Annotated in this window: 15 protein-coding genes; 6 read left to right on the top strand and 9 right to left on the bottom strand. The window is 69.7% G+C overall.

Going from position 1 to position 17,391, the window contains the following annotated elements:
• Positions 1–61: 61 nt before the first annotated feature.
• Positions 62–1,267 carry an ROK family transcriptional regulator gene (locus ADL25_RS24070; protein WP_059129885.1) on the top strand — a complete coding sequence of 402 codons (1,206 nt, stop codon included), beginning with the start codon at positions 62–64 and terminating at the stop codon, positions 1,265–1,267.
• A gap of 36 nt (positions 1,268–1,303) precedes the next feature.
• On the opposite strand, the gene ADL25_RS24075 is transcribed toward ADL25_RS24070, so the two are convergent.
• Positions 1,304–3,577, bottom strand: coding sequence for a SpoIIE family protein phosphatase (locus ADL25_RS24075; RefSeq protein WP_159044985.1), 2,274 nt, complete (start codon positions 3,575–3,577; stop codon positions 1,304–1,306).
• A gap of 423 nt (positions 3,578–4,000) precedes the next feature.
• Entirely contained in the window at positions 4,001–4,309 is a 309-nt protein-coding gene (locus tag ADL25_RS24080) for a hypothetical protein (protein ID WP_059129886.1), read from the bottom strand.
• Between the two features lie 560 nt (positions 4,310–4,869).
• On the opposite strand from ADL25_RS24080, the gene ADL25_RS24085 reads away from it, so the two are divergent.
• A complete protein-coding gene (locus ADL25_RS24085) occupies positions 4,870–5,571 on the top strand; it encodes a response regulator transcription factor (RefSeq protein ID WP_382915620.1) in 702 nt (233 codons plus the stop codon).
• Positions 5,572–5,688: 117 nt separating this feature from the next.
• Here ADL25_RS24085 and ADL25_RS24090 read toward each other — a convergent pair whose 3' ends face one another.
• Both ADL25_RS24090 and ADL25_RS24095 read right to left on the bottom strand, forming a co-directional pair.
• Positions 5,689–6,888 (bottom strand): L,D-transpeptidase, encoded by a 1,200-nt coding sequence (locus ADL25_RS24090; protein ID WP_059129887.1) that lies wholly within the window; start codon positions 6,886–6,888, stop codon positions 5,689–5,691.
• A 365-nt stretch (positions 6,889–7,253) separates the two neighbouring features.
• The gene (locus tag ADL25_RS24095) at positions 7,254–7,748 is read right to left on the bottom strand and encodes a PaaI family thioesterase (RefSeq protein WP_059129888.1); all 495 of its coding nucleotides are present in this window, start codon (positions 7,746–7,748) and stop codon (positions 7,254–7,256) included.
• Between the two features lie 89 nt (positions 7,749–7,837).
• Between ADL25_RS24095 and ADL25_RS24100 the strand changes: the two genes are divergently transcribed.
• Both ADL25_RS24100 and ADL25_RS24105 read left to right on the top strand, forming a co-directional pair.
• Positions 7,838–8,308 (top strand): winged helix-turn-helix transcriptional regulator, encoded by a 471-nt coding sequence (locus tag ADL25_RS24100; RefSeq protein WP_059129889.1) that lies wholly within the window; start codon positions 7,838–7,840, stop codon positions 8,306–8,308.
• Positions 8,309–8,476: 168 nt separating this feature from the next.
• The gene (locus tag ADL25_RS24105; protein ID WP_059129890.1) at positions 8,477–9,499 is read left to right on the top strand and encodes a PP2C family protein-serine/threonine phosphatase; all 1,023 of its coding nucleotides are present in this window, start codon (positions 8,477–8,479) and stop codon (positions 9,497–9,499) included.
• A gap of 375 nt (positions 9,500–9,874) precedes the next feature.
• On the opposite strand, the gene ADL25_RS24110 is transcribed toward ADL25_RS24105, so the two are convergent.
• The 4 genes from ADL25_RS24110 to ADL25_RS24125 form a co-directional block, all read right to left on the bottom strand.
• On the bottom strand, positions 9,875–10,360 hold the full coding sequence (locus ADL25_RS24110) for a lipocalin-like domain-containing protein (protein WP_059129891.1): 486 nt from the start codon (positions 10,358–10,360) through the stop codon (positions 9,875–9,877).
• Positions 10,361–10,395: 35 nt separating this feature from the next.
• Positions 10,396–11,664 (bottom strand): MFS transporter, encoded by a 1,269-nt coding sequence (locus tag ADL25_RS24115; RefSeq protein WP_063805732.1) that lies wholly within the window; start codon positions 11,662–11,664, stop codon positions 10,396–10,398.
• A 110-nt stretch (positions 11,665–11,774) separates the two neighbouring features.
• The gene (locus ADL25_RS24120) at positions 11,775–13,352 is read right to left on the bottom strand and encodes an aldehyde dehydrogenase (NADP(+)) (protein ID WP_059129892.1); all 1,578 of its coding nucleotides are present in this window, start codon (positions 13,350–13,352) and stop codon (positions 11,775–11,777) included.
• The gene (locus ADL25_RS24125) at positions 13,349–13,978 is read right to left on the bottom strand and encodes an isochorismatase family cysteine hydrolase (protein ID WP_059129893.1); all 630 of its coding nucleotides are present in this window, start codon (positions 13,976–13,978) and stop codon (positions 13,349–13,351) included. Before ADL25_RS24125 ends, ADL25_RS24120 begins: the two co-directional genes overlap by 4 nt.
• 170 nt (positions 13,979–14,148) lie before the next feature.
• Between ADL25_RS24125 and ADL25_RS24130 the strand changes: the two genes are divergently transcribed.
• Together ADL25_RS24130 and ADL25_RS24135 are read left to right on the top strand one after the other, a co-directional pair.
• Positions 14,149–14,739 carry a TetR/AcrR family transcriptional regulator gene (locus ADL25_RS24130; RefSeq protein WP_059129894.1) on the top strand — a complete coding sequence of 197 codons (591 nt, stop codon included), beginning with the start codon at positions 14,149–14,151 and terminating at the stop codon, positions 14,737–14,739.
• A 134-nt stretch (positions 14,740–14,873) separates the two neighbouring features.
• The gene (locus ADL25_RS24135; RefSeq protein ID WP_059129895.1) at positions 14,874–15,581 is read left to right on the top strand and encodes a TetR/AcrR family transcriptional regulator; all 708 of its coding nucleotides are present in this window, start codon (positions 14,874–14,876) and stop codon (positions 15,579–15,581) included.
• Positions 15,582–16,749: 1,168 nt separating this feature from the next.
• Here ADL25_RS24135 and ADL25_RS24145 read toward each other — a convergent pair.
• Positions 16,750–17,172, bottom strand: a complete 423-nt coding sequence (locus ADL25_RS24145; RefSeq protein ID WP_147317824.1) for an SsgA family sporulation/cell division regulator — start codon at positions 17,170–17,172, stop codon at positions 16,750–16,752.
• Positions 17,173–17,391 lie beyond the last annotated feature (219 nt).

The raw sequence follows: 17,391 nt of genomic DNA on the forward strand, positions 1-17,391 counted from the left end.
CGGCGCAAATCCCCTCATATCGCCCTTGCATTAATTTCCAGTGGAAATGTATGGTCGCTTCATGAGCCTCGCCGACCAGTCGCCCGCCGCCGTTCTGGTCTTCCAGACCCTGCTCCAGCACGGCCCACTCAGTCGCGCCGAGATCGGTCGGCGCACTGGACTGTCGCCTGGTGCCGTCACCAAGGCGGCCACTCCCCTGATCGCCGACGGCTGGATCGCCGAAGCGGGCCGGCCCAGCGTGGAGCGGACCACCGGACGTCCGGCGACGTTGATCGCCGTGCGGGCGGCGCGTGCCCGGTTCGTAGGGGTTAAGGTCACCGGCGACGAGCTCATCGGCGTGCTCGCCGATCTGACCGCACAGCCGCTGGCCTCCCGACGGGCGGCGCTCGGATCACGCGATGTGGGCACGGTGGTGCTGGCGATCGGCCGGCTCGTCGACGAACTACGTGAGGCCGCGGGTCTCGTCGAGTCCGACGCGATCCACGGCATCGGCGTCACCATCGCGGGCGACGTGGACGGGCGGACCGGGCATGTGCAGTACTCGCCCTTCCTGGACTGGCGCCGGGTGCCGCTCGCCCAGCTCGTCGAGTCGGGCACCGGCGTTCCCACGGTCATCGAGAACGACGTACGGGCCCTGACGGTGGCGGAGCAGTGGTTCGGCGCCGGAGCGGGCCTGTCGTCCTTCGCTCTGGTCACCGTGGGCGCGGGCATCGGCGCGGGACTCTCCGTCGGCGGCCGGGTGATCTCCGGGGCGCACGGCGTGGCGGGCGAGGTCGGGCACCTTCCCGTCGGCGCCACCGACCGCACCTGCACCTGTGGCAACACCGGGTGTGTCGAGGCGGTCGCCTCCACCCACGCGATCACCGAACAGGCGCGGCAGGCCACCCGTGATCCCGAACTGACCATGGCCGAGGCCGTACGGCTCGCCCACGCCGGCGACCCCGCCGTCCGAGCGGTCTTCACCCACGCCGGACACACCCTGGGCCTGGCTCTCGCCTCGGTGGCCAATCTCATCGGCCCGGAACGGATCGTCATCTCCGGGGAGGGCGTGGCCTCCTACGACCTGTTCGCCGATCAGATCCGGCAGACCTTCGCCGATCACGCGTTCGGTGCCGCCGCGGACTGCGATCTCGTGGTCCGGCCGCTGCCCTTCGAGGAGTGGGCCCGAGGTGGAGCCGCGGTGGCGGCCCAGCGTGTGTTCGCGCCCGCCAAGCAGGCCACCGCTCCGTTCCGGCCCGCAGACCCGTACGGATCCGTCCACGCGTGAGCCGGCGCACATCTCCCTCGGTGACTCTGCGTCCGCTCATGTCGGTCCGGTGGACTGCTGCGCCCAGACGGTCTTCCCCTCCCCCTGGAATCGGGTGCCCCAGTGGGTGGCAAGTGTGGCGACGATGAACAGGCCGCGTCCCGTCTCGTCGACCGTACGGGCGTGCCTCATATGCGGCCCGCTGGGCGCGGTGTCGCTGACCTCGCAGGTCAGCATCGCGTCGTGGATCAGGCGCAGCGTCAGGGGCGGACTGCCGTAGCGCACCGCGTTGCCGACCAGTTCGCTGACGATGAGTTCCGTGGTGAAAGCGGTCTCCTCTTCGACGTCCCAGGTGGCGAGTCGACGGCGTACGGTCCGGCGCGCAAAGGGTGCGGCCTCGGGACCGTCGGGCAGTCGGCAGGTGAGGATCCGGTCCTCGGGGAGCGCTCTAGTGCGGGCCAGCAGCAGCAGCTTCTCGCTCGGCCACGCGCCCTCCTTGAGCGCGTACGCGATGGTGTCGCACAACTCGCCCAGCGGCCGGTCTCCACCGTCGTCCAGAACCGATCGCAGCGCCGCCGACGGTGCGAGGACCTTCTCGGCCAGTCCTGCCGTGCTGATGGCCACCATGCTGCCGGCAGGCAGATCGACGGTGGTCGCCGGAAACGGCGCGTTGCCCGTACTGGCGAGCAACGGGCTCGCAGGCACGCAGAGGGTGGACGAACTGCCGTCCGGGAGAACGACGACGGGTTGCGGCAACCCTGCCCGGACGACGGTGATCGTCAGATCCACCGGGTCGCACACCGCGATCAGACAACCGGCGATGAGCGGCTCCCGATGCAGGGGGTCACCGGTGGGCAGCGCCGCGCGTTCCGCGGCCAGACGCACGGCCGTGTCGTTCAGTCGGGCGAGCAATTCGTCCGGCTCCAGGTCCAGGGCCGCCAGGGAGTAGATGACGGTTCGCAGCTGTCCCATCGTGGTGGCCGCGGCCATCCCCTGACCGGCGACGTCACCGACGATCAGCGCCGTCCGCGCCCCCGCAAGAGTGATCACGTCGAACCAGGCCCCCCCGCCCTCGGGTCCGGGGAGGTGCAGATGGCAGAAGTCCACCGTGGTCGACCCCGTGGGAGCTTGGGGAAGCAGTCGGCGCTGCACCGTGGCGGCGATGGTCCGCTCACGGGCGAAGCGGCGGGCGTTGTCGATGCACAGCGCCGCGTGTGCGCACACATCTGCGGCGAGCGCGAGGTCCTCCTCCTCGAACGGGTCCTCGAGGTCATGGCGGTAGAAGCTGACCACGCCCAGCGCCTCGCCCCGCAGGGCCAGCGGGGCCACGATCAGGGAGTGGACGCCCGAGCGCTTGATGGCGTCGGCCCGGGGCGGATCCGCCGCCAGCCACAAGGTGTCCTCGTCGATCGGCAGCAGCCGCGGGCGCAGATCGGACAGCACCCGTGAGAAGGGGGTCCCGTACGGCAGATGGCGTACGTCCCCCACCGGATACGCGGTCACCCGCCCCCGGAACGCGGCTCGGCGCAGGGGCACATCCCGGTCCACCGGCACCAGCGGCGGCTCCTCACCGCGGACGACGTCCTCGATCACCTCCACCACGGCGATCCCCGAGAACGCCGGCACCACGGCGTCCACCAGATCCTGGCAGGCCGCGATCACATCCAGCCGCTCCCCCACCTTCTTGCGCACCTCGTCCAGCACGCACAGCCGCTGCTGTGCCCGCTCCCGGTCGGTGACGTCGACGGCCGAGGCGACCAGTCCGAGGACCTCCCCGTCCGCGTTCTCCAACCGGATGTAGGAGACCGAATAGATGCTCCGCCTCTCGTCCCCGTACACCCGCATCCCCCGCACCAGCCGGTTCAGGGCCGGCTCCCCGCTCTCCAGGACCTGGCGGGCGACCGTCTCCTCCTCCTGCGGATCGGCAAGCCGATAGGCCTCGGTGAACACCTGGCCGACAAGACGGCCGACCGGTGCACCGCGCAAGGCGCGCGTGGCCGTATTCATCCGGACGATGCGCAACTGGTCGTCCAGCACATGCAGCCCGACCGGCGACTGGGCGAACAACGCCTGCAGGATGGCCAGATCCTGGTCCGACACCGCGTGCCCCGCGCCGCGCACCTCCCAGTCCACGGACGAACCCGTCAGCACCGGCTTCACCAGCAGCGACCCCATGCCGTCGAAGCCGACCCGGCGCCGCACCGCATCGGCAGCGGTCTCATGCACGAGGAAGGCGACCGACCGGCCGACGGCTTCCTCCGGGGACCACCCGAACATCGCTTGGGCCTGCGGACTCCACTCGATCACCCGCCCGCTCTCATCGACTCGCATGAGCACGCCACCGCCGAGCATGGAAACACCTCCGCAGCATCCATGCCCCGGTCCGCGGTCGGCAGGACCACCCGCCGTCAGCAGCCACCGATCGGCGCAGCACGGACCGCTCCCCGGGCCGCCGCCCGCTCCTCCAGGCCACCGGCACTCCCCGTCGCGCGCGACCGTACCCCTGGGGAAGCGGGCACGTGGACTGCACGTCCGTGCGCGCACGACAGCAAACGGCCGGGGCCCCGAGAGGGCCCCGGCCTACTACCCGAGCGATCACACCGTCACCCGGTCGCGGCACCGTCACATCGTGAGCGCCCGGTGCAGTGGTACGGCGTCGCCACCCGCTACGGCAACGCCGCCGCCGTCCACGCGGACGGACACCACATCGCGGGAATCCTGCTCAGATCGGGACGGTCCTCCGGACGAATCCGACTAGCGGCGACCGAGGAAGTGGTGGTGGTGACGGTCGTTGTGCCAGCGCTGCCATCCGTTCCGGCTGTGCTGCCGGCCCCAGTTGCCAAACCGACCGTGGTTGAAGTGGTGGCCGTACCGGCTACGGTTGCGGTCCCGGTCGTGGCCGCCCAGCAGGACGCCCGGACGGTGGGCCTGCGAGTAGCTCCGGCCGTGGTCACGGCCGTGGCTGCCGCTGTCGGCCATGGCCGGCATGGCGGCCGCCGCAACGAGGGCGCCCGACGCCACGAACGTGGCGAACAGGCGGACCGTGGTACGAGAAACAGACATGCGCTGTCCCCTCACTATCGTGCACACCCGTCCTGTTCAGGACCGGCGTGCCATCCGATTTCCCGGCTCGGTGCCGAGGTCCGCAACTGTGGCCGGTCGCAGGGGCGCTAGATCAACAACAGGGTACGTGTTACGAAACACCGACATATCCGTAACACTCCCTTGTATGGGGCATCGATACCGGTGGACCGTGCACCATTGATCCACTCATGCCCCGAACTGCGCTCTAATCAGCAGAAAAGCGGTTGGCATCGCACGGCGCTCCTCATGAGCACGCCGCCCTGCCCCCCTCGACCGGAGCAATGGGTTTTGTAACGATCACGGGGCCACCGTTCGGGGGACCCCGCCTTCGCGGGGCCTGCTTCCGCGGCGGTGCCTGGCGCGACATGGTCCTGTACTCCGTGCTGCGCGGCGAGGTCGCGCTCGAGGGCTGACACCCGCGATCACCGTCGGCGCCCGTCCGATCGGGCGCGTCGGCGGTGCGCAGATCATCGGCCTCGAGGGCGGCACGGTGGTGCCCGGGTCAACCCCGCCTTCGTCCAAGTCCCGATGCATTTCTTATGATCCCAAGCGTGCACGCACATGTACTCGTCGCTGAGGACGACGAAAAGCAGGCCGAACTCATACGCCGCTCGCTGCTTCGCGAGGGTCACACCGCGACCGTGGTCCACGACGGCGGGGCCGCCCTGGAAGCGGTCCGGCGCAATCGCCCCGACCTCGTGGTCCTGGACCTGATGCTGCCGGTGATCGACGGGTTCGGCGTGTGCCGGGTACTGCGGCAGGAGGGCGACATCCCGGTCCTCATGCTCACCGCGCGCTCCACCGAGGAAGACGTCCTGCAGGGCCTCGACCTCGGCGCGGACGACTACATGACCAAGCCGTACAGTCCTCGCGAACTGATGGCGCGCATCCGTACCGTGCTGCGGCGCACCGCTCGGCAGCACACGGAGCAACAGGTCGTGCGTGCCGCCGGGATCACCGTCGATTCCGCGCGGCGCGAAGTGCTCTGCGACGGCGAACCGGTGAGATGCACGCCGGACGAGTTCGAGATCCTCCTGGCCATGGTCTCCGAACCGGGGCGGGTGTTCTCGCGGCGCCAGTTGCTGCAGTACACCCGGGGCATCGACCGGGAGTCCACGGAGCGGGCCGTGGACGTGCACATCATGAACCTGCGCAAGAAACTCGAGGCCGACCCCCGCCGGCCCGTACGTCTGCTCACCGTGTTCGGAGTGGGCTACAAGGTGAACGGGGATCGCGGCTGACAGCGGTCGTATCGCTGCGCGCGAACCGCGGCTCGCAGGGCTACAGGTCCCGGTCGGTGCGCCCGGCCGGGACCGAGCCCGTGGCGGACGGAGCGGCCCGCCCGGGCCAGCGCGCACTCAGAGCGCCGAACCGGCCTGCCACTGACTCCACGACATGTTCCAGCCGTTGAGACCGTTGTCCGGGGCGATGGTCCGGTCGTTCGAGTTCCTGACCACGACCACATCGCCCACCAGGGAGTGGTCGTAGAACCAGGCCGCGTCCTGACCCTGGTCGCCGCCGCCCTTGATGTCGTTGAGCCCCACACAGCCATGGCTGATGTTCTCGTGCCCGAACACCGAGTCGGGACCCCAGTAGCTGCCGTGCACGAAGGTGCCGGAGGAGGACAGCCGCATCGCGTGCGGGACGTCGGGGATGTCGTACTCCCCGGCAAAGCCCACCGTGGCACCGTTCATGCGGGTCGTACGCAGCTTCTCGGATATGACCATCTGTCCGTTCCATGTGGTCCTGCCGGGCGCGCCCGGCGTGATCGGGATCGTCCGCAGCAGCGCCCCGTCGCGCTCCACGCGCATCGTGTGCGCGCTCGCGTCCACGGTCGAGACCTGTCGGCGGCCGACGTGGAAGTGGATGGTCTGTTCCTGCTCGCCGTAGGCTCCGGGCGCCGCCTTGACCCCGTCGAGGCCGATCTTGACCGTGACGTCCGAGTCTGCCTCCCAGTACTGCTCGGGCCGGAAGTCCAGGCGCCGGTCCCCGAACCAGTGCCCGACGACCGTCTGTCCGCTGCCGGTGGTGATGCGAAAGGCCGACTCCACCGCCTTCCTGTCCCTCACAGGCCGGTCGAAGGTGAAGGAGACGGGCATGCCCACACCGACGGTGGACCCGTTCTCCGGAACGTGCGTCGCAAGGTAGCGGTCGCCCTCGGCGAGTGTGGTGAACGCGATCCGCCGACTCACCGTGTGTCCGTGGCCGTCCGCGGCGGTGGCGGTCAACCGGTAGGAGGTGTCGTGCCGAAGCGGGGACCTGGGTGCCCAACTCCTCCCGTCCGCGGAGGGGACGCCGGGCACCGGGTCCCCGTCCGCGGTGGTCAGCGAGACCCGGGTGATGCTGCCGCCGGTGACCCGGACCCGTCCGCCCCGCATGACGGACACGTGCTTCTGGCCGTCCGAGGCATTCAATGTGAGGGCCACCGGAGGTCGGGACGCGCCGCCGGCCGAGGGCGATGCCTTGGTCGCCTCGGGGCCTCCGGCGCTGCAGCCCGTGAGCAGCAGGGCAGTGACGGACAGGGCGGCGACGGCCGGGACGGCACGGGTGTGGCGCATGGGTGGGACTCCGGGATACGTCGGGATGCCGCGCGCCGCCGGACGCGCGGCCCCGGCGCGCGCGGCCCGGGGTCTCCGCTCGCCCGGCCACACCGGCGGAAGGATGCCGATCACCACCCTGAGCGGCACTCTTCAGGAAGTTGTCAGGACCGCCGACCGCTTCTCAGGCTCCGCCGGGTCCGTTCACGGCAGCCTGGGTCGACGGGTCGACGGGTCGGGGCACGGTGGGCGGCGGGACTTGCGTACGCGTACCCCGAACGTCGATGGCTGGGGCTCGTCCCTGTGAACTGCTTCACCGTGCTGCGCGGCACACATCCGGTCCGGGAATCCTCAAAAAACCTGTACGGCCCGCAGGCCTGTCGGCCCTATGCGGCGGGGACAGGGAACAGCATGCAGCTGCTGGTCGCGTGCGCAAGCAGGCGGTCGTTGGAGTCGAAGAGCTCGGCCTGGGCGAGAGCGGTGCGCCGACCCTGGTTGAGGACGCTGCCGACGGCGCGGACCTTGCCCGTGTCGACGGTGATGGGGCGCAGGAACTTCAGGTTCAGGTCGAGCGAGGTGTAGCCCATGCCTGCCGGGAGGACGGACTGCACGGCGCAGCCGGCGGCCGAGTCGAGGAGGGTGGCGTAGACGCCGCCGTGGACGCTGCCGATGGGGTTGTAGTGCTCCTCCCCCGGTTCGAGTGCGAAGACGGCACTGCCCAACTCCACCTGCTCCAGGGTGAAGCCGAGTGTCGCGGCGATGGGCGGTGCGGGCAGGCGTCCACTGATCACGCTGCGGAGGAAGTCGAGACCGCTCTGCTGCCCGACGGCGGCTGCGGAGACCCTCGGGTCCTCCCACTCGAACGTGCGTGACCTGCTCATATGTGTCTCCTCGTCAGCTGACTTCCATGTTCGAAGCTAGCTATGCACACGCCTGGATGTCAATGTCGAAGTCAGCTTACGATGGCCCCATGACGTGGCTCGAGACCAGCACCGAGAACTGCACGGTGCAGCGCACCCTCGACCTGATCGGGGAGAAGTGGTCCCTCCTGGTGCTGCGCGACGCCATGAACGGCGTGCGCCGCTTCGACGACTTCCGACGGCATGTGGGACTCTCCGAGGCCGTGCTCGCCGACCGACTGCGCACCCTCGTCGGTGCCGGGATCCTGGAGACCGTCCCCTACCGGGAGCCCGGTCGCCGCACGCGCCACGAGTACCGGCTCACCCGCAAGGGCTGGGACCTGTGGCCCGTCATGATCGCGCTGAAGCAGTGGGGCGACCACTACACCGCGGACCCGGAAGGACCACCACTCGAGGTCCGGCACCGCGACTGCGGTGAACCGCTGGAGACCGTCGTCGTCTGCGGGGTGGGCCGTCACGGGCCCCTCACCCCGTGGCAGGCCTACACACAGGCCGGCGCCTCGGCACACTCCGCCACCTGAGCGGCCGCGGGGTGCCGCATTCGCCGCGGCATCACGGCAACGGCACCGGACATCGCCACTCTATGCCTGGTTCATCCCTATAGGGTGCATTTTGTGATCAGGACAGGAAGGCTCCCACATCGTCGTCCTCAGCGAGCGAGACGGCGAGGATCCGCGCTGCTGTCCCCGGTGATCGTCACCGTCCTCATCGCGAGCCTCGCGTTCTCCACGCCGAGGGAGATCGCCATCAGCCGCCTGTTGCCCGCGGCGCCCGCGCTCGCCGCCTCGATGTGGTCCGTGTTCGCGACGGTGCTTCTGGGAGTCTGCTGTCTGCTGGTCATGATCGGGCTCAGCTTCCTCTACTCCGATCTCGGGACGCCCTACACGGGTGCGGCGATCGTCGCGGTCACCTTGGCAGCCGCCTATGCGAGCCATCTTCGGTTGCAGAGGGAGGAGACACTCGTCCAGGTCCGGCTCGTCGCCGACACGGCCCAACAGGTCCTGCTGCGACCGCTGCCGAACCGCATCCGGGACGTCGCGATCGAGTCGCTGTATCTGGCAGCCCAGGAACAGGCCCGGATCGGAGGCGACTTCTACGAGGCGGCCGAGACGCCGTACGGGATCCGGCTGCTCATCGGCGACGTCCGCGGCAAGGGGCTGTCCGCGGTGGGCGCGGCCTCTGCGCTGATCAACTGCTTCCGGGAGAACGCCTACGACCAGCCCGACTTGACGAGCATCGTCCACCGTCTCGAGACCTGTATCACCCGCCACGGCGTGGCGTTCCCCACCCAGCACCTGCCCGAGCACTTCGCCACCGCGCTCATCGCCGAGATCCCCTACGACGGCGACTGCGTCAGACTCCTGAACTGCGGCCATCCCCCGCCGCTGCTGGTCCACTGCGGAGAGGTCCGCGTCGCCGAGCCCACCAGCGTCTCACCGCCCCTGAATCTGGGCCCGCTGGTCGGGAACCGCTACTACGTCGACACCTTGGCCTTCGTGCCGGGCGATCAACTGCTGCTCTACACCGACGGCGTGACGGAGACCCGCAACCGCGACGGCGACTTCTTCCCCCTGCCGGACTGGCTGCGGCAGCAGCGGCCGACGCCGCCCGGCGGGTTGCTCGACCGGCTGCACCGGGACCTGCTCCGCTACAGCGACGGAGTGCTCGACGACGACATCGCGGCCCTCGCGCTGCGGTGCATGCGCACCTGACGCCTGCCCCCCGACCGCCGACGTGACGACCAGGACGCCGCGGTCGTGGATCGCATCCGACATGTGGCGGGCGCGGACGGTGTTCCGCCCGCGCCCCGAGCCCTCGCCCGCTCAACTCCGGCAGCCCCCACGCCTCGGCCGCCGCATCCCGGAGTGGCGCAGTGCCCCGATCCCTCGACGACCTGGGCTCGCGGCAACCGGCCGTACGTCATCCCCACGGCTGCCAACGTCCCCTCCGGACAGGCAAGGCGGGAGCGCTGGACCGGGAGTGACCCGTCGGCCACTCCGGGGGAGGTCCGGCGCCCGGCAGACCGGAGCACCTGATGCTGCGGTGCTCGAGGTCGCCGGTGGGCCGGGACGGTCGGGGCAGGACACTCAGTACGGCTTCCGCCATGTCAGTTCCGCCGTGCGGTACCCGCCCCACATGCGCACGGGGGTGGCCAGGCCGAGCTTCAGGCGTGTGTCGTCGAACGTCAGCTTCCGCACCTGGGGCCGGCCCACCCAATCGGGGAACAGGCTGGTGGTGACGTGGTGTTCGACGGTGGTCGGGTCCACGACGTCGAAGGTGCCTCCGTAGGCGATATAGGTCACCGCCGCCCGGGCCAACTCCTCCGGCGGGGTGTCCTCGAGACGTTCGGAGCCTGTGGCCGGACGGTCGCCACGGCTCAACTGGGCCGACATGTAACCGTCGGCGGTATAGACGATCAGTCCCTGCGGTGCGGGGCCGAGCGGGTGGATGACGTGTCCGTCGGCGCTCGTCGCGGTGTAGGACACGAGTGTCCATGCGCCGATCAGCCGTCTGCGCACCGCTTCGCAGGCCTGACGTTCGCCGTCGGTGTGTGTCGGGCGGAGGGTGGCCATGGGGGTGTTCCTTTCTTCCGCGGGTCGTGGGTCGCCTACCGGTGTTCGCTCACGGCGGGCTCGGGGTGTGCGGCAGGGGAGGCACGTCGGGTCCCCGGGCCCTCAGGGGGGCCGTGCCGGTTGACGGCGTGGACCGTGAGGATGAGTGCCGCGATGGCGAGGAAGGCCATCCCCTCCAAGGCCACCGCCGTCCAGCCGTGGCTCTCGAAGAGCGCGACGGCGAGGGCGGAGCCGACCGCGGCGCTCGCGAACAGGGAGAACATGTAGAGGGTGTTCAGCCTGGCCCGTACCGCCACGGGCCCTGCGAAGATCCGGGTCTGGTTGGCTATCTGAGCGCTTGTGGTGCCGTAGCCCAGCAGATTGCATCCGATGACGAGGGCCGCAAGCGAGTCGCCGTCGAGCAGGAAGACGAGGAAGGCGGTCGTGGCGGAGGCCAGGGCGATGACGTTGACGGTGTCGGGGCCGTAGCGGTCGCTGAGCCTTCCGGAGTAACGGGCCGCCAGGGCGCCCGGGACGCTGCTGAGACCGAACAGCCCCGCCGCGGCCGGTCCGAGTTCCAGCGGCTTCTGGGACAGGTGGAAGGCAAGGGTGGCCCAGAACGACGAGAAGGCGCCGTAGACCCCCGCGCCGAGGAGAGCGGACAGGCGCAGGGAGGGGTGGCGGAGGACGAGCGGGGGCATGGACGCGAGCAGTTTCAGGTAACCGGTCGTGTCCTTACCGGTGTTCGCACCGCGCTCCGGCATGTATCGAGGCAGGACGAACAGGAGGCAGGCCGTGACGAGCGCGGCGGCGAAATAGTCGGCGCGCCATGTTCCGGTCGCCTGGGAGAGGGCTCCCGAGACGGTGCGGGAGAGCAGAGCGCCCAGGGTCAGTCCGGTGCCGACGGCCCCCAGGGCTCGGCCCGCCTGGCCCTTGGCAGCCAGCGAGGCGACGGTGGGCATGATGATCTGCGGGACCACGGTGGTCGTCGACAGGACGAGGGTCGCAAGGCTCAACAGCGCGATCGAGGGGGCCAGCGCTCCGGCGAGCAGGGCGATCGCGGTGACGGCAAGCAGGATTCGGGAGACGCTGCGCAGCGGGGCACGGTCGGCGAGGGGGACGATCGCGACGATGCCCAGGGCGTAGCCGATCTGGCCGGCCGTGGCGACACCTCCAGCGGCCGTGGAGGAGACACCGAGGTCCAGGGCGATCCGCTCGAGGAGCGGCTGGGTGAAGTAGATGTTGGCGACGGTGATGGCGGTGGCGACGGCGAAGACGGGGATGGTGCCGCGCTTCATGGCCGGGGCGGGGGACGGCGGGGTCATGGGGCCCTTCACGGGGACACGGGGGTGAGCGGGGGCACCGCCCGGCACCGGCGCGCGGGGACGCCGGCGCCGGGACGGGCCCTGTTCGGTGATCGGGACGGGGAGCGGCGTCAGTCGCGGGTGAGTTCGCCGTCGACGAGCCGCCACAGGTGCAGCATGTTGGCCTCGCGCAGCGGGCTCGGCAGCAGTTCGTCCGGGAATCCCTGGTAGGTGACCGGGCGCAGGAACCGCTCGATCGCGCTCATTCCGACGGAGGTGAACCGGCTGTCCGACGTCGCGGGGAACGGCCCACCGTGGACGGAGGCGTAGGACACCTCCTGGGGGATGGAGAAGGTGTTGACCACGATGCGGCCGGTACGGCGCTCCAGGATGGGCACGAGCCGTGCCGCGGCGGCGTGATCGGGCTGGTCGGCGTGCATGGTGGCCGAGAGCTGCCCACGGAAGGCGCGGGCAGCCTCGAAGAGCTGCTCGAGACCGGTCAGCCGGACCAGCAGGACGGCGGGGCCGAAGACCTCCTCGCGAAGGGCGGGGTCGGCCAGCAGTTGATCACCGCTCACCTCGTACAACAGGGACTGACCGTCCCATGCGCGGATCGGATCCGGGCCTGCGCCGATACGCGTGGCACCGCTGTCCTCCAGCCGCTGGACGTTGCGCGTGTAGGCGTCGTGGATACCGGGTGTGAGCATGGTCCGCGCCGCCACCTTCTCCACCTCGGCCCGCGCCGCGTCGCGCATCTCCTCGAAGCCGGGGCCGTCGACGCCCAGCAGGACGGCCGGCTTCAGGCAGGCCTGCCCGACGTTGTACTGCGCGCGCTGGGCCAGGCCCGCGCCGATCTCCGCACCGCGGGCCGCGGCTGCGGCCGGCAGGACGAAGGTCGGGTTGACGCTGGTCATCTCGGTGAACACGGGGATGGGGTCGGGGCGTTGCTGGGCGCGGCGGAAGAGAGCCATGCCGCCGGCCTCGGAACCGGTGAAGGTGACCGCACGGACCAGGGGGTGATCCACCAGGGCCTCACCGATCTCGTTGCCAGGACCCCGGACCAGCGAGAAGACGCCTTCGTGCAGTCCCGCCTCCGCGACGGCCTGCTGGATGGCGCGACCGGCGATCTCGGAGGCGCCCGGATGGGCGTTGTGGGCCTTGAGGACAACGGGGCAGCCGGCGGCCAGGGCGGAGACAGTGTCGCCGCCCGCCACCGAGTAGGAGATCGGGAAGTTGCTCGCGCCGAAGATCGCCACAGGACCGAGGGCCACCTTCTGCATCCGGTGGTCCACGCGTGGTGCGGGTTGCCGGTCCGGCTGGGCGGGGTCGATGGTCGCCTGGAGGAACCGCCCCTGGCGGACCACGGTGGCGAACTTGCGGAACACCGCGGCCGTCCGAATGGTCTCGCCCTCGAACTGGGCCGCGGGCAGACCGGTCTCCACCGAGGTGCGTGCGGCGAGTTCACCCTTGACCGCCTCGAGCTTGTCCGCGACGAGGTCGAGGAACGCGGCCCGTTCGGCCAGGCCGGTGTGGCTGTAGCTGTCGAAGGCCTCGTCGGCGAGACGAACGGCGCGGTCGACCTCGGCGTGACCGCCGAAGGCGAACTCGGGCTCGATCAGCTCTCCGGTGGCCGGGTTGAGCGCCTTCATCGTGCCTGCCGAGGCGGGCACGGCGGCTGCCCCTATCAGGAGTTCTCCGGTCAGCGTCACGCCTTGCCTCCCTCGATGGCGGCGACGAGCTCTCCCGTGCCGAGGATCGCGTGGGCGAACGTGGGGCCGTTCAGTTCGTGCGCGGCCTGCATCATCTCGGGCCGGAAGGCGGCCGTGGCGTCGCGGACCAGTGTCACGTGGTAGCCGAGTTCCATCGCGAAGCGGCCCGTGGACTCGATGCAGGTGTTGGCCAGCAGGCCGACAAGCACCACGTGGCTGATGCCGTGCTGCTTGAGCTGGAAGTCCAGGTCGGTGTTGGCGAACCCGCTCTGCCCCCAGTGCTCCTGGACGACGACGTCACCCGGCTGCGGCTGGAAGTCGCTGTGGAACTCCCCGCCCCAGCTCCCGCGAGCGAAGCTGTGCGTCTTCATGATGCTGCGCTGGGTGGGGTTGGGATGGTCCCAGGTCTCGTAGTCCCCCGGCTCCCAGCGGCGGTGCGGGACGAACAGCACCTGCACACCGGCCTCGCGGGCGGAGGCGACGACCGAGCGCAGATTGTGCAGCAGACCGACCTCCTCGGCCTGGGCCTGCAACCGCGGCCAGATCTTGCCTCCCTCGGACAGGAAGTCGTTGAAGGGGTCGACGAGCAGAACCGCCGTGCGGCGCGGGTCGTAGGTCTCGGACATGGTCTCTCCTCAAAATCTGGATGATGAGTAGCATCCAGAAATGAGGATTACTCCCATCATCCTGGAAGTCAAATATCAGCAGCTCAGTCCAAACTTCAAACCCATGTGTATGATGTGCATCATCTAAATCTCTTCAGGCGTCTGCGCCATTTCTCGGAGGGAGGCCCGGCATGGGGCACTCACAGGCGGAGAAGGCGGCGTCCCGCGAGCGGGTGCTCCGCATAGCGGCCCGCAAGGTGCGCGCGGAGGGCGTCACCCGACCGGGCATCGCGGACCTCATGAAGGAAGCCGGACTGACCCACGGCGGCTTCTACAAACACTTCACCTCGCGCGAGGATCTGATCGCCCAGGCCGCGAGCCTGGCCCTGGCCGAGGGCTCGGCGAAGATGGAGCGCGCCGCGCGCAAGAACAAGCAGGAGCCACGGACCGGTCTCATCGACGCCTATCTCGGGCAGCAGCACCGCGACTCCCCCGCCACCGGATGCGCCCTGGTCACCCTGGGTGCCGCCGCCGGCCGCGGTGACGAGCACTTCAAGGAGCCCTACGAACACCAGGTCCGCACCTATTTGGACCTGATCGCCGGGCTCGACGAGGACTCCGAGGAGACCCGCGCCGAGGCGATGCTCACCCTCAGCGCGCTGGTGGGCGCGGTCCTCATGTCACGGGCGGTCGCAGACGCCGACCTGTCCGACGAACTGCTCACCAACGTCGCCGAACAACTCAAGCAGCGAGGGCCGCGGGCATCCGCTCCCGCGACCTGAGGCTTCGCCCTGCGACGGGGCGCGCCGCAACAGGTGCGCGCCCCGTCGTCGTGCCGGCGGAGCGCTGCAGGTCACGGTGTCTACAAGGTCACAGTCCCCCTATTTCGAGGGGTCCCTCATGTTACGCTCGGTGCATGAGCCAGCGAACCGTCCTGTCCGCGTCCCAGGCGTCGGCCAAGCCGCTGCGCCGTGACGCGCAGCGCAACAGGGACGCGATCGTGTGCGCCGCCCGTAAGGCCTTCGCAGAACAGGGCCTGGGCGCCTCTCTGGAGGGCGTGGCCCGCGAGGCCGGCGTCGCGATCGGAACGCTTTACCGACACTTCCCCAGCCGCCTCGATCTGATCGAAGAGCTCTTCACAGCGAAGTTCACGGACCTGCTCGTCGCGGCCGAGGATGCCGCGGGCATGGACGACGCCTGGCGAGGGTTCTGCCACTACCTGGAGAAGCTGTGTGAGCTCCAGGCCTGCGACCGGGCCTTCAACGACCTGATCTCGGCCCGGCTGCCCACCCACGCGATCAGCCGGAACATGGACGCACGCGCGAAGGAACTGGGCGCCCAGATCTTCCGTAACGCCCAGGAGCAGGGTGTGCTCCGCGAAGACGTCACCCCGGAAGACCTCGCCTTCGTGATCTGGTCGCAGGCCGGGATCATCCAGGCCACCCGTACCGTGGCGCCCAAGGCTTGGCGTCGCCATCTGCACCTGATGCTCGACGCCTTCCGTGCCGACTGCTCCCACGAGGAACTGCCGGAACCCCCACTGACCGCCCGCCAGGTCGAGCAGATGCTGACCACCGTCGAGTGTCCCGAAGAGGAATGCGGCGAGTGCCACGAAGAGGCGTGACCGTCCGCGCCGATACATCGGGCGGGCGGCAACCTCTTTGTGACATGTGATCAGTACGGTCCTGTCGGTCCGTACGAGTCATCACCTTGCTGCCTGCATGCGATCCGGCGATGCTGATCCGATGCCAGGGCAGCGCAAAGGGAAACGTCGACAGCACGAGGCAGCAGCCGCCGCTCGTTTCGCGACCGGTGCGGGCCACTGGGACATTCTCTTCGAGACCCGGACGAGTCGGAGTGGCGCGCCCGTATCCACCGGTGCGTGAGTCGGACCAGCGGATCGACTGGACGGCCGTACGCATGGAAAAGTTGTGCGGGCGCCTGACTCAGCCGACCACCTACCGTCTCGGCCTCTTCGTGGCGGACCCCACTGCCGATGGGGACGAGCAGCCCGTTTCCGGCCGGGACCCGACCCCGCGAAAGACGCCGTCGGCCCCGGGTGTGCTCCGGGAGGGACCCGTCTCAGCGGAGGCATCCGAATGACCGTGCCGAGCTGAATGCCGGGCGGGACCTTGCGCTCTCGAGCCTCACCTTCGCACGTCACCCGGCTCCGCGAGAACTGCTCGAGCGGACAGGTTCCGGCGACAGTCCGGCGGGTGCGGACGAGTGGACTTCCAAGACGAGTTCTGCCGTCACGGCGATGGCTTGTACGTCGTCGTCAGCGCGGATCGGTAAGGGGGAAGTGGGTTTTGAACACGGCGGTTGGCTTTGTGTCGACGACGCCCGTCGGGTCCGGGACGTCTTGGTGAGGACATGGCACCGGCGCTGCGCACCGATGCGACATTGCGTTCCAGAAGCCGTGCCCGAGTACGGGAGCCACGGCCGGGCGGGTCCGCGAGGTCCGCTGCACCGCCTCGCCCAGGAGCCCGGCGTCGGCCTTCCGCACACCGGTCTCGCCGTCGGCCCGGCCCTCAGCGCCGGACTCCGGTCGAAAACGATGTGACGCCGACCGGACATGACCGCGCATCCCATGCGTCCGGTGTCCACGAGGCGGCGCAATTGCCCGACGCCGGACGCACGTCCACGGCGCGGGGAAAGTTCGTCGAGGGGGGCGAAGGAGGCTTCGACATCGTGTGGACTTCGGATGACTCCGGCCACACAAAGGGCCGGGTGGCACGATCGGCCGCAGGACCCACACGCTCCGGGGGAGCTCGTCATCCAGGGAGCGACATTCAGCTTCCTGCCAGCAGCTGCGCAAGCTCGCCGTCCAGGTCGAGCCGCTCCGACTCCGTCCCCAGCGGTACCAGGGACCACGTCTCACGCAGGAAGGATTCCACGCCCTGTGCGGGGAGTTCGAGCAGAGCGGAGCCCCGCGGGGAACGAAGAGAGATGTACAGCGCATCGCGACCCGAGCCACCGGCCGGCCACATCCGGACGTCGCCATGCCCTGTGTGCTCGCTCAAGGCCTGGACCAGCATCTCGCGGCTGAGGCACCACTCGACCCTTCCGCTCCGGTCCACGGGATAGAAGGCGGCACGCACGGCATACGGATCGTCCGCCTCGTACCAAAGGCCTGCGAACATCTCCATCGACATCTCGTGCGACACGACGAGTCGCACGGGCAGCTCATGTGCCACGGTTCTGACTGATCTCACTGTTCCTCATTCCCTTACGCCCGCCGGTCCGGCGCCCCGATCGCCCCGTGGTGCTTGGGGGGCTGGTGGCATCACAGCGCGCCCTGAAGCGTCGGAAGGCGAAGACAGCGCACACGGCTCCTCCGTGTACCCCGTTCGGCCGGAAGCGATCCCATCAGCCCTGGGCCGACTGAGGTCCGGCGAGCGATCTGCCGACGGGGCAAGGGCGCGCGCCCTCGG

The sequence above is a fragment of the Streptomyces sp. NRRL F-5122 genome (genome assembly GCF_001507435.1).
Taxonomy (GTDB): Bacteria; Actinomycetota; Actinomycetes; order Streptomycetales; family Streptomycetaceae; genus Streptomyces; species Streptomyces lannensis.

Excerpts from the sequence above, each read along its gene's own strand:
- ADL25_RS24070 (WP_059129885.1), top strand. The coding sequence starts at position 62 with ATGAGCCTCGCCGACCAGTCGCCCGCCGCCGTTCTGGTCTTCCAGACC.
- ADL25_RS24075 (WP_159044985.1), bottom strand. The coding sequence starts at position 3,577 with ATGCGAGTCGATGAGAGCGGGCGGGTGATCGAGTGGAGTCCGCAGGCC.
- ADL25_RS24080 (WP_059129886.1), bottom strand. The coding sequence starts at position 4,309 with ATGTCTGTTTCTCGTACCACGGTCCGCCTGTTCGCCACGTTCGTGGCG.
- ADL25_RS24085 (WP_382915620.1), top strand. The coding sequence starts at position 4,870 with ATGATCCCAAGCGTGCACGCACATGTACTCGTCGCTGAGGACGACGAA.
- ADL25_RS24090 (WP_059129887.1), bottom strand. The coding sequence starts at position 6,888 with ATGCGCCACACCCGTGCCGTCCCGGCCGTCGCCGCCCTGTCCGTCACT.
- ADL25_RS24095 (WP_059129888.1), bottom strand. The coding sequence starts at position 7,748 with ATGAGCAGGTCACGCACGTTCGAGTGGGAGGACCCGAGGGTCTCCGCA.
- ADL25_RS24100 (WP_059129889.1), top strand. The coding sequence starts at position 7,838 with ATGACGTGGCTCGAGACCAGCACCGAGAACTGCACGGTGCAGCGCACC.
- ADL25_RS24110 (WP_059129891.1), bottom strand. The coding sequence starts at position 10,360 with ATGGCCACCCTCCGCCCGACACACACCGACGGCGAACGTCAGGCCTGC.
- ADL25_RS24115 (WP_063805732.1), bottom strand. The coding sequence starts at position 11,664 with ATGACCCCGCCGTCCCCCGCCCCGGCCATGAAGCGCGGCACCATCCCC.
- ADL25_RS24125 (WP_059129893.1), bottom strand. The coding sequence starts at position 13,978 with ATGTCCGAGACCTACGACCCGCGCCGCACGGCGGTTCTGCTCGTCGAC.
- ADL25_RS24130 (WP_059129894.1), top strand. The coding sequence starts at position 14,149 with ATGGGGCACTCACAGGCGGAGAAGGCGGCGTCCCGCGAGCGGGTGCTC.
- ADL25_RS24135 (WP_059129895.1), top strand. The coding sequence starts at position 14,874 with ATGAGCCAGCGAACCGTCCTGTCCGCGTCCCAGGCGTCGGCCAAGCCG.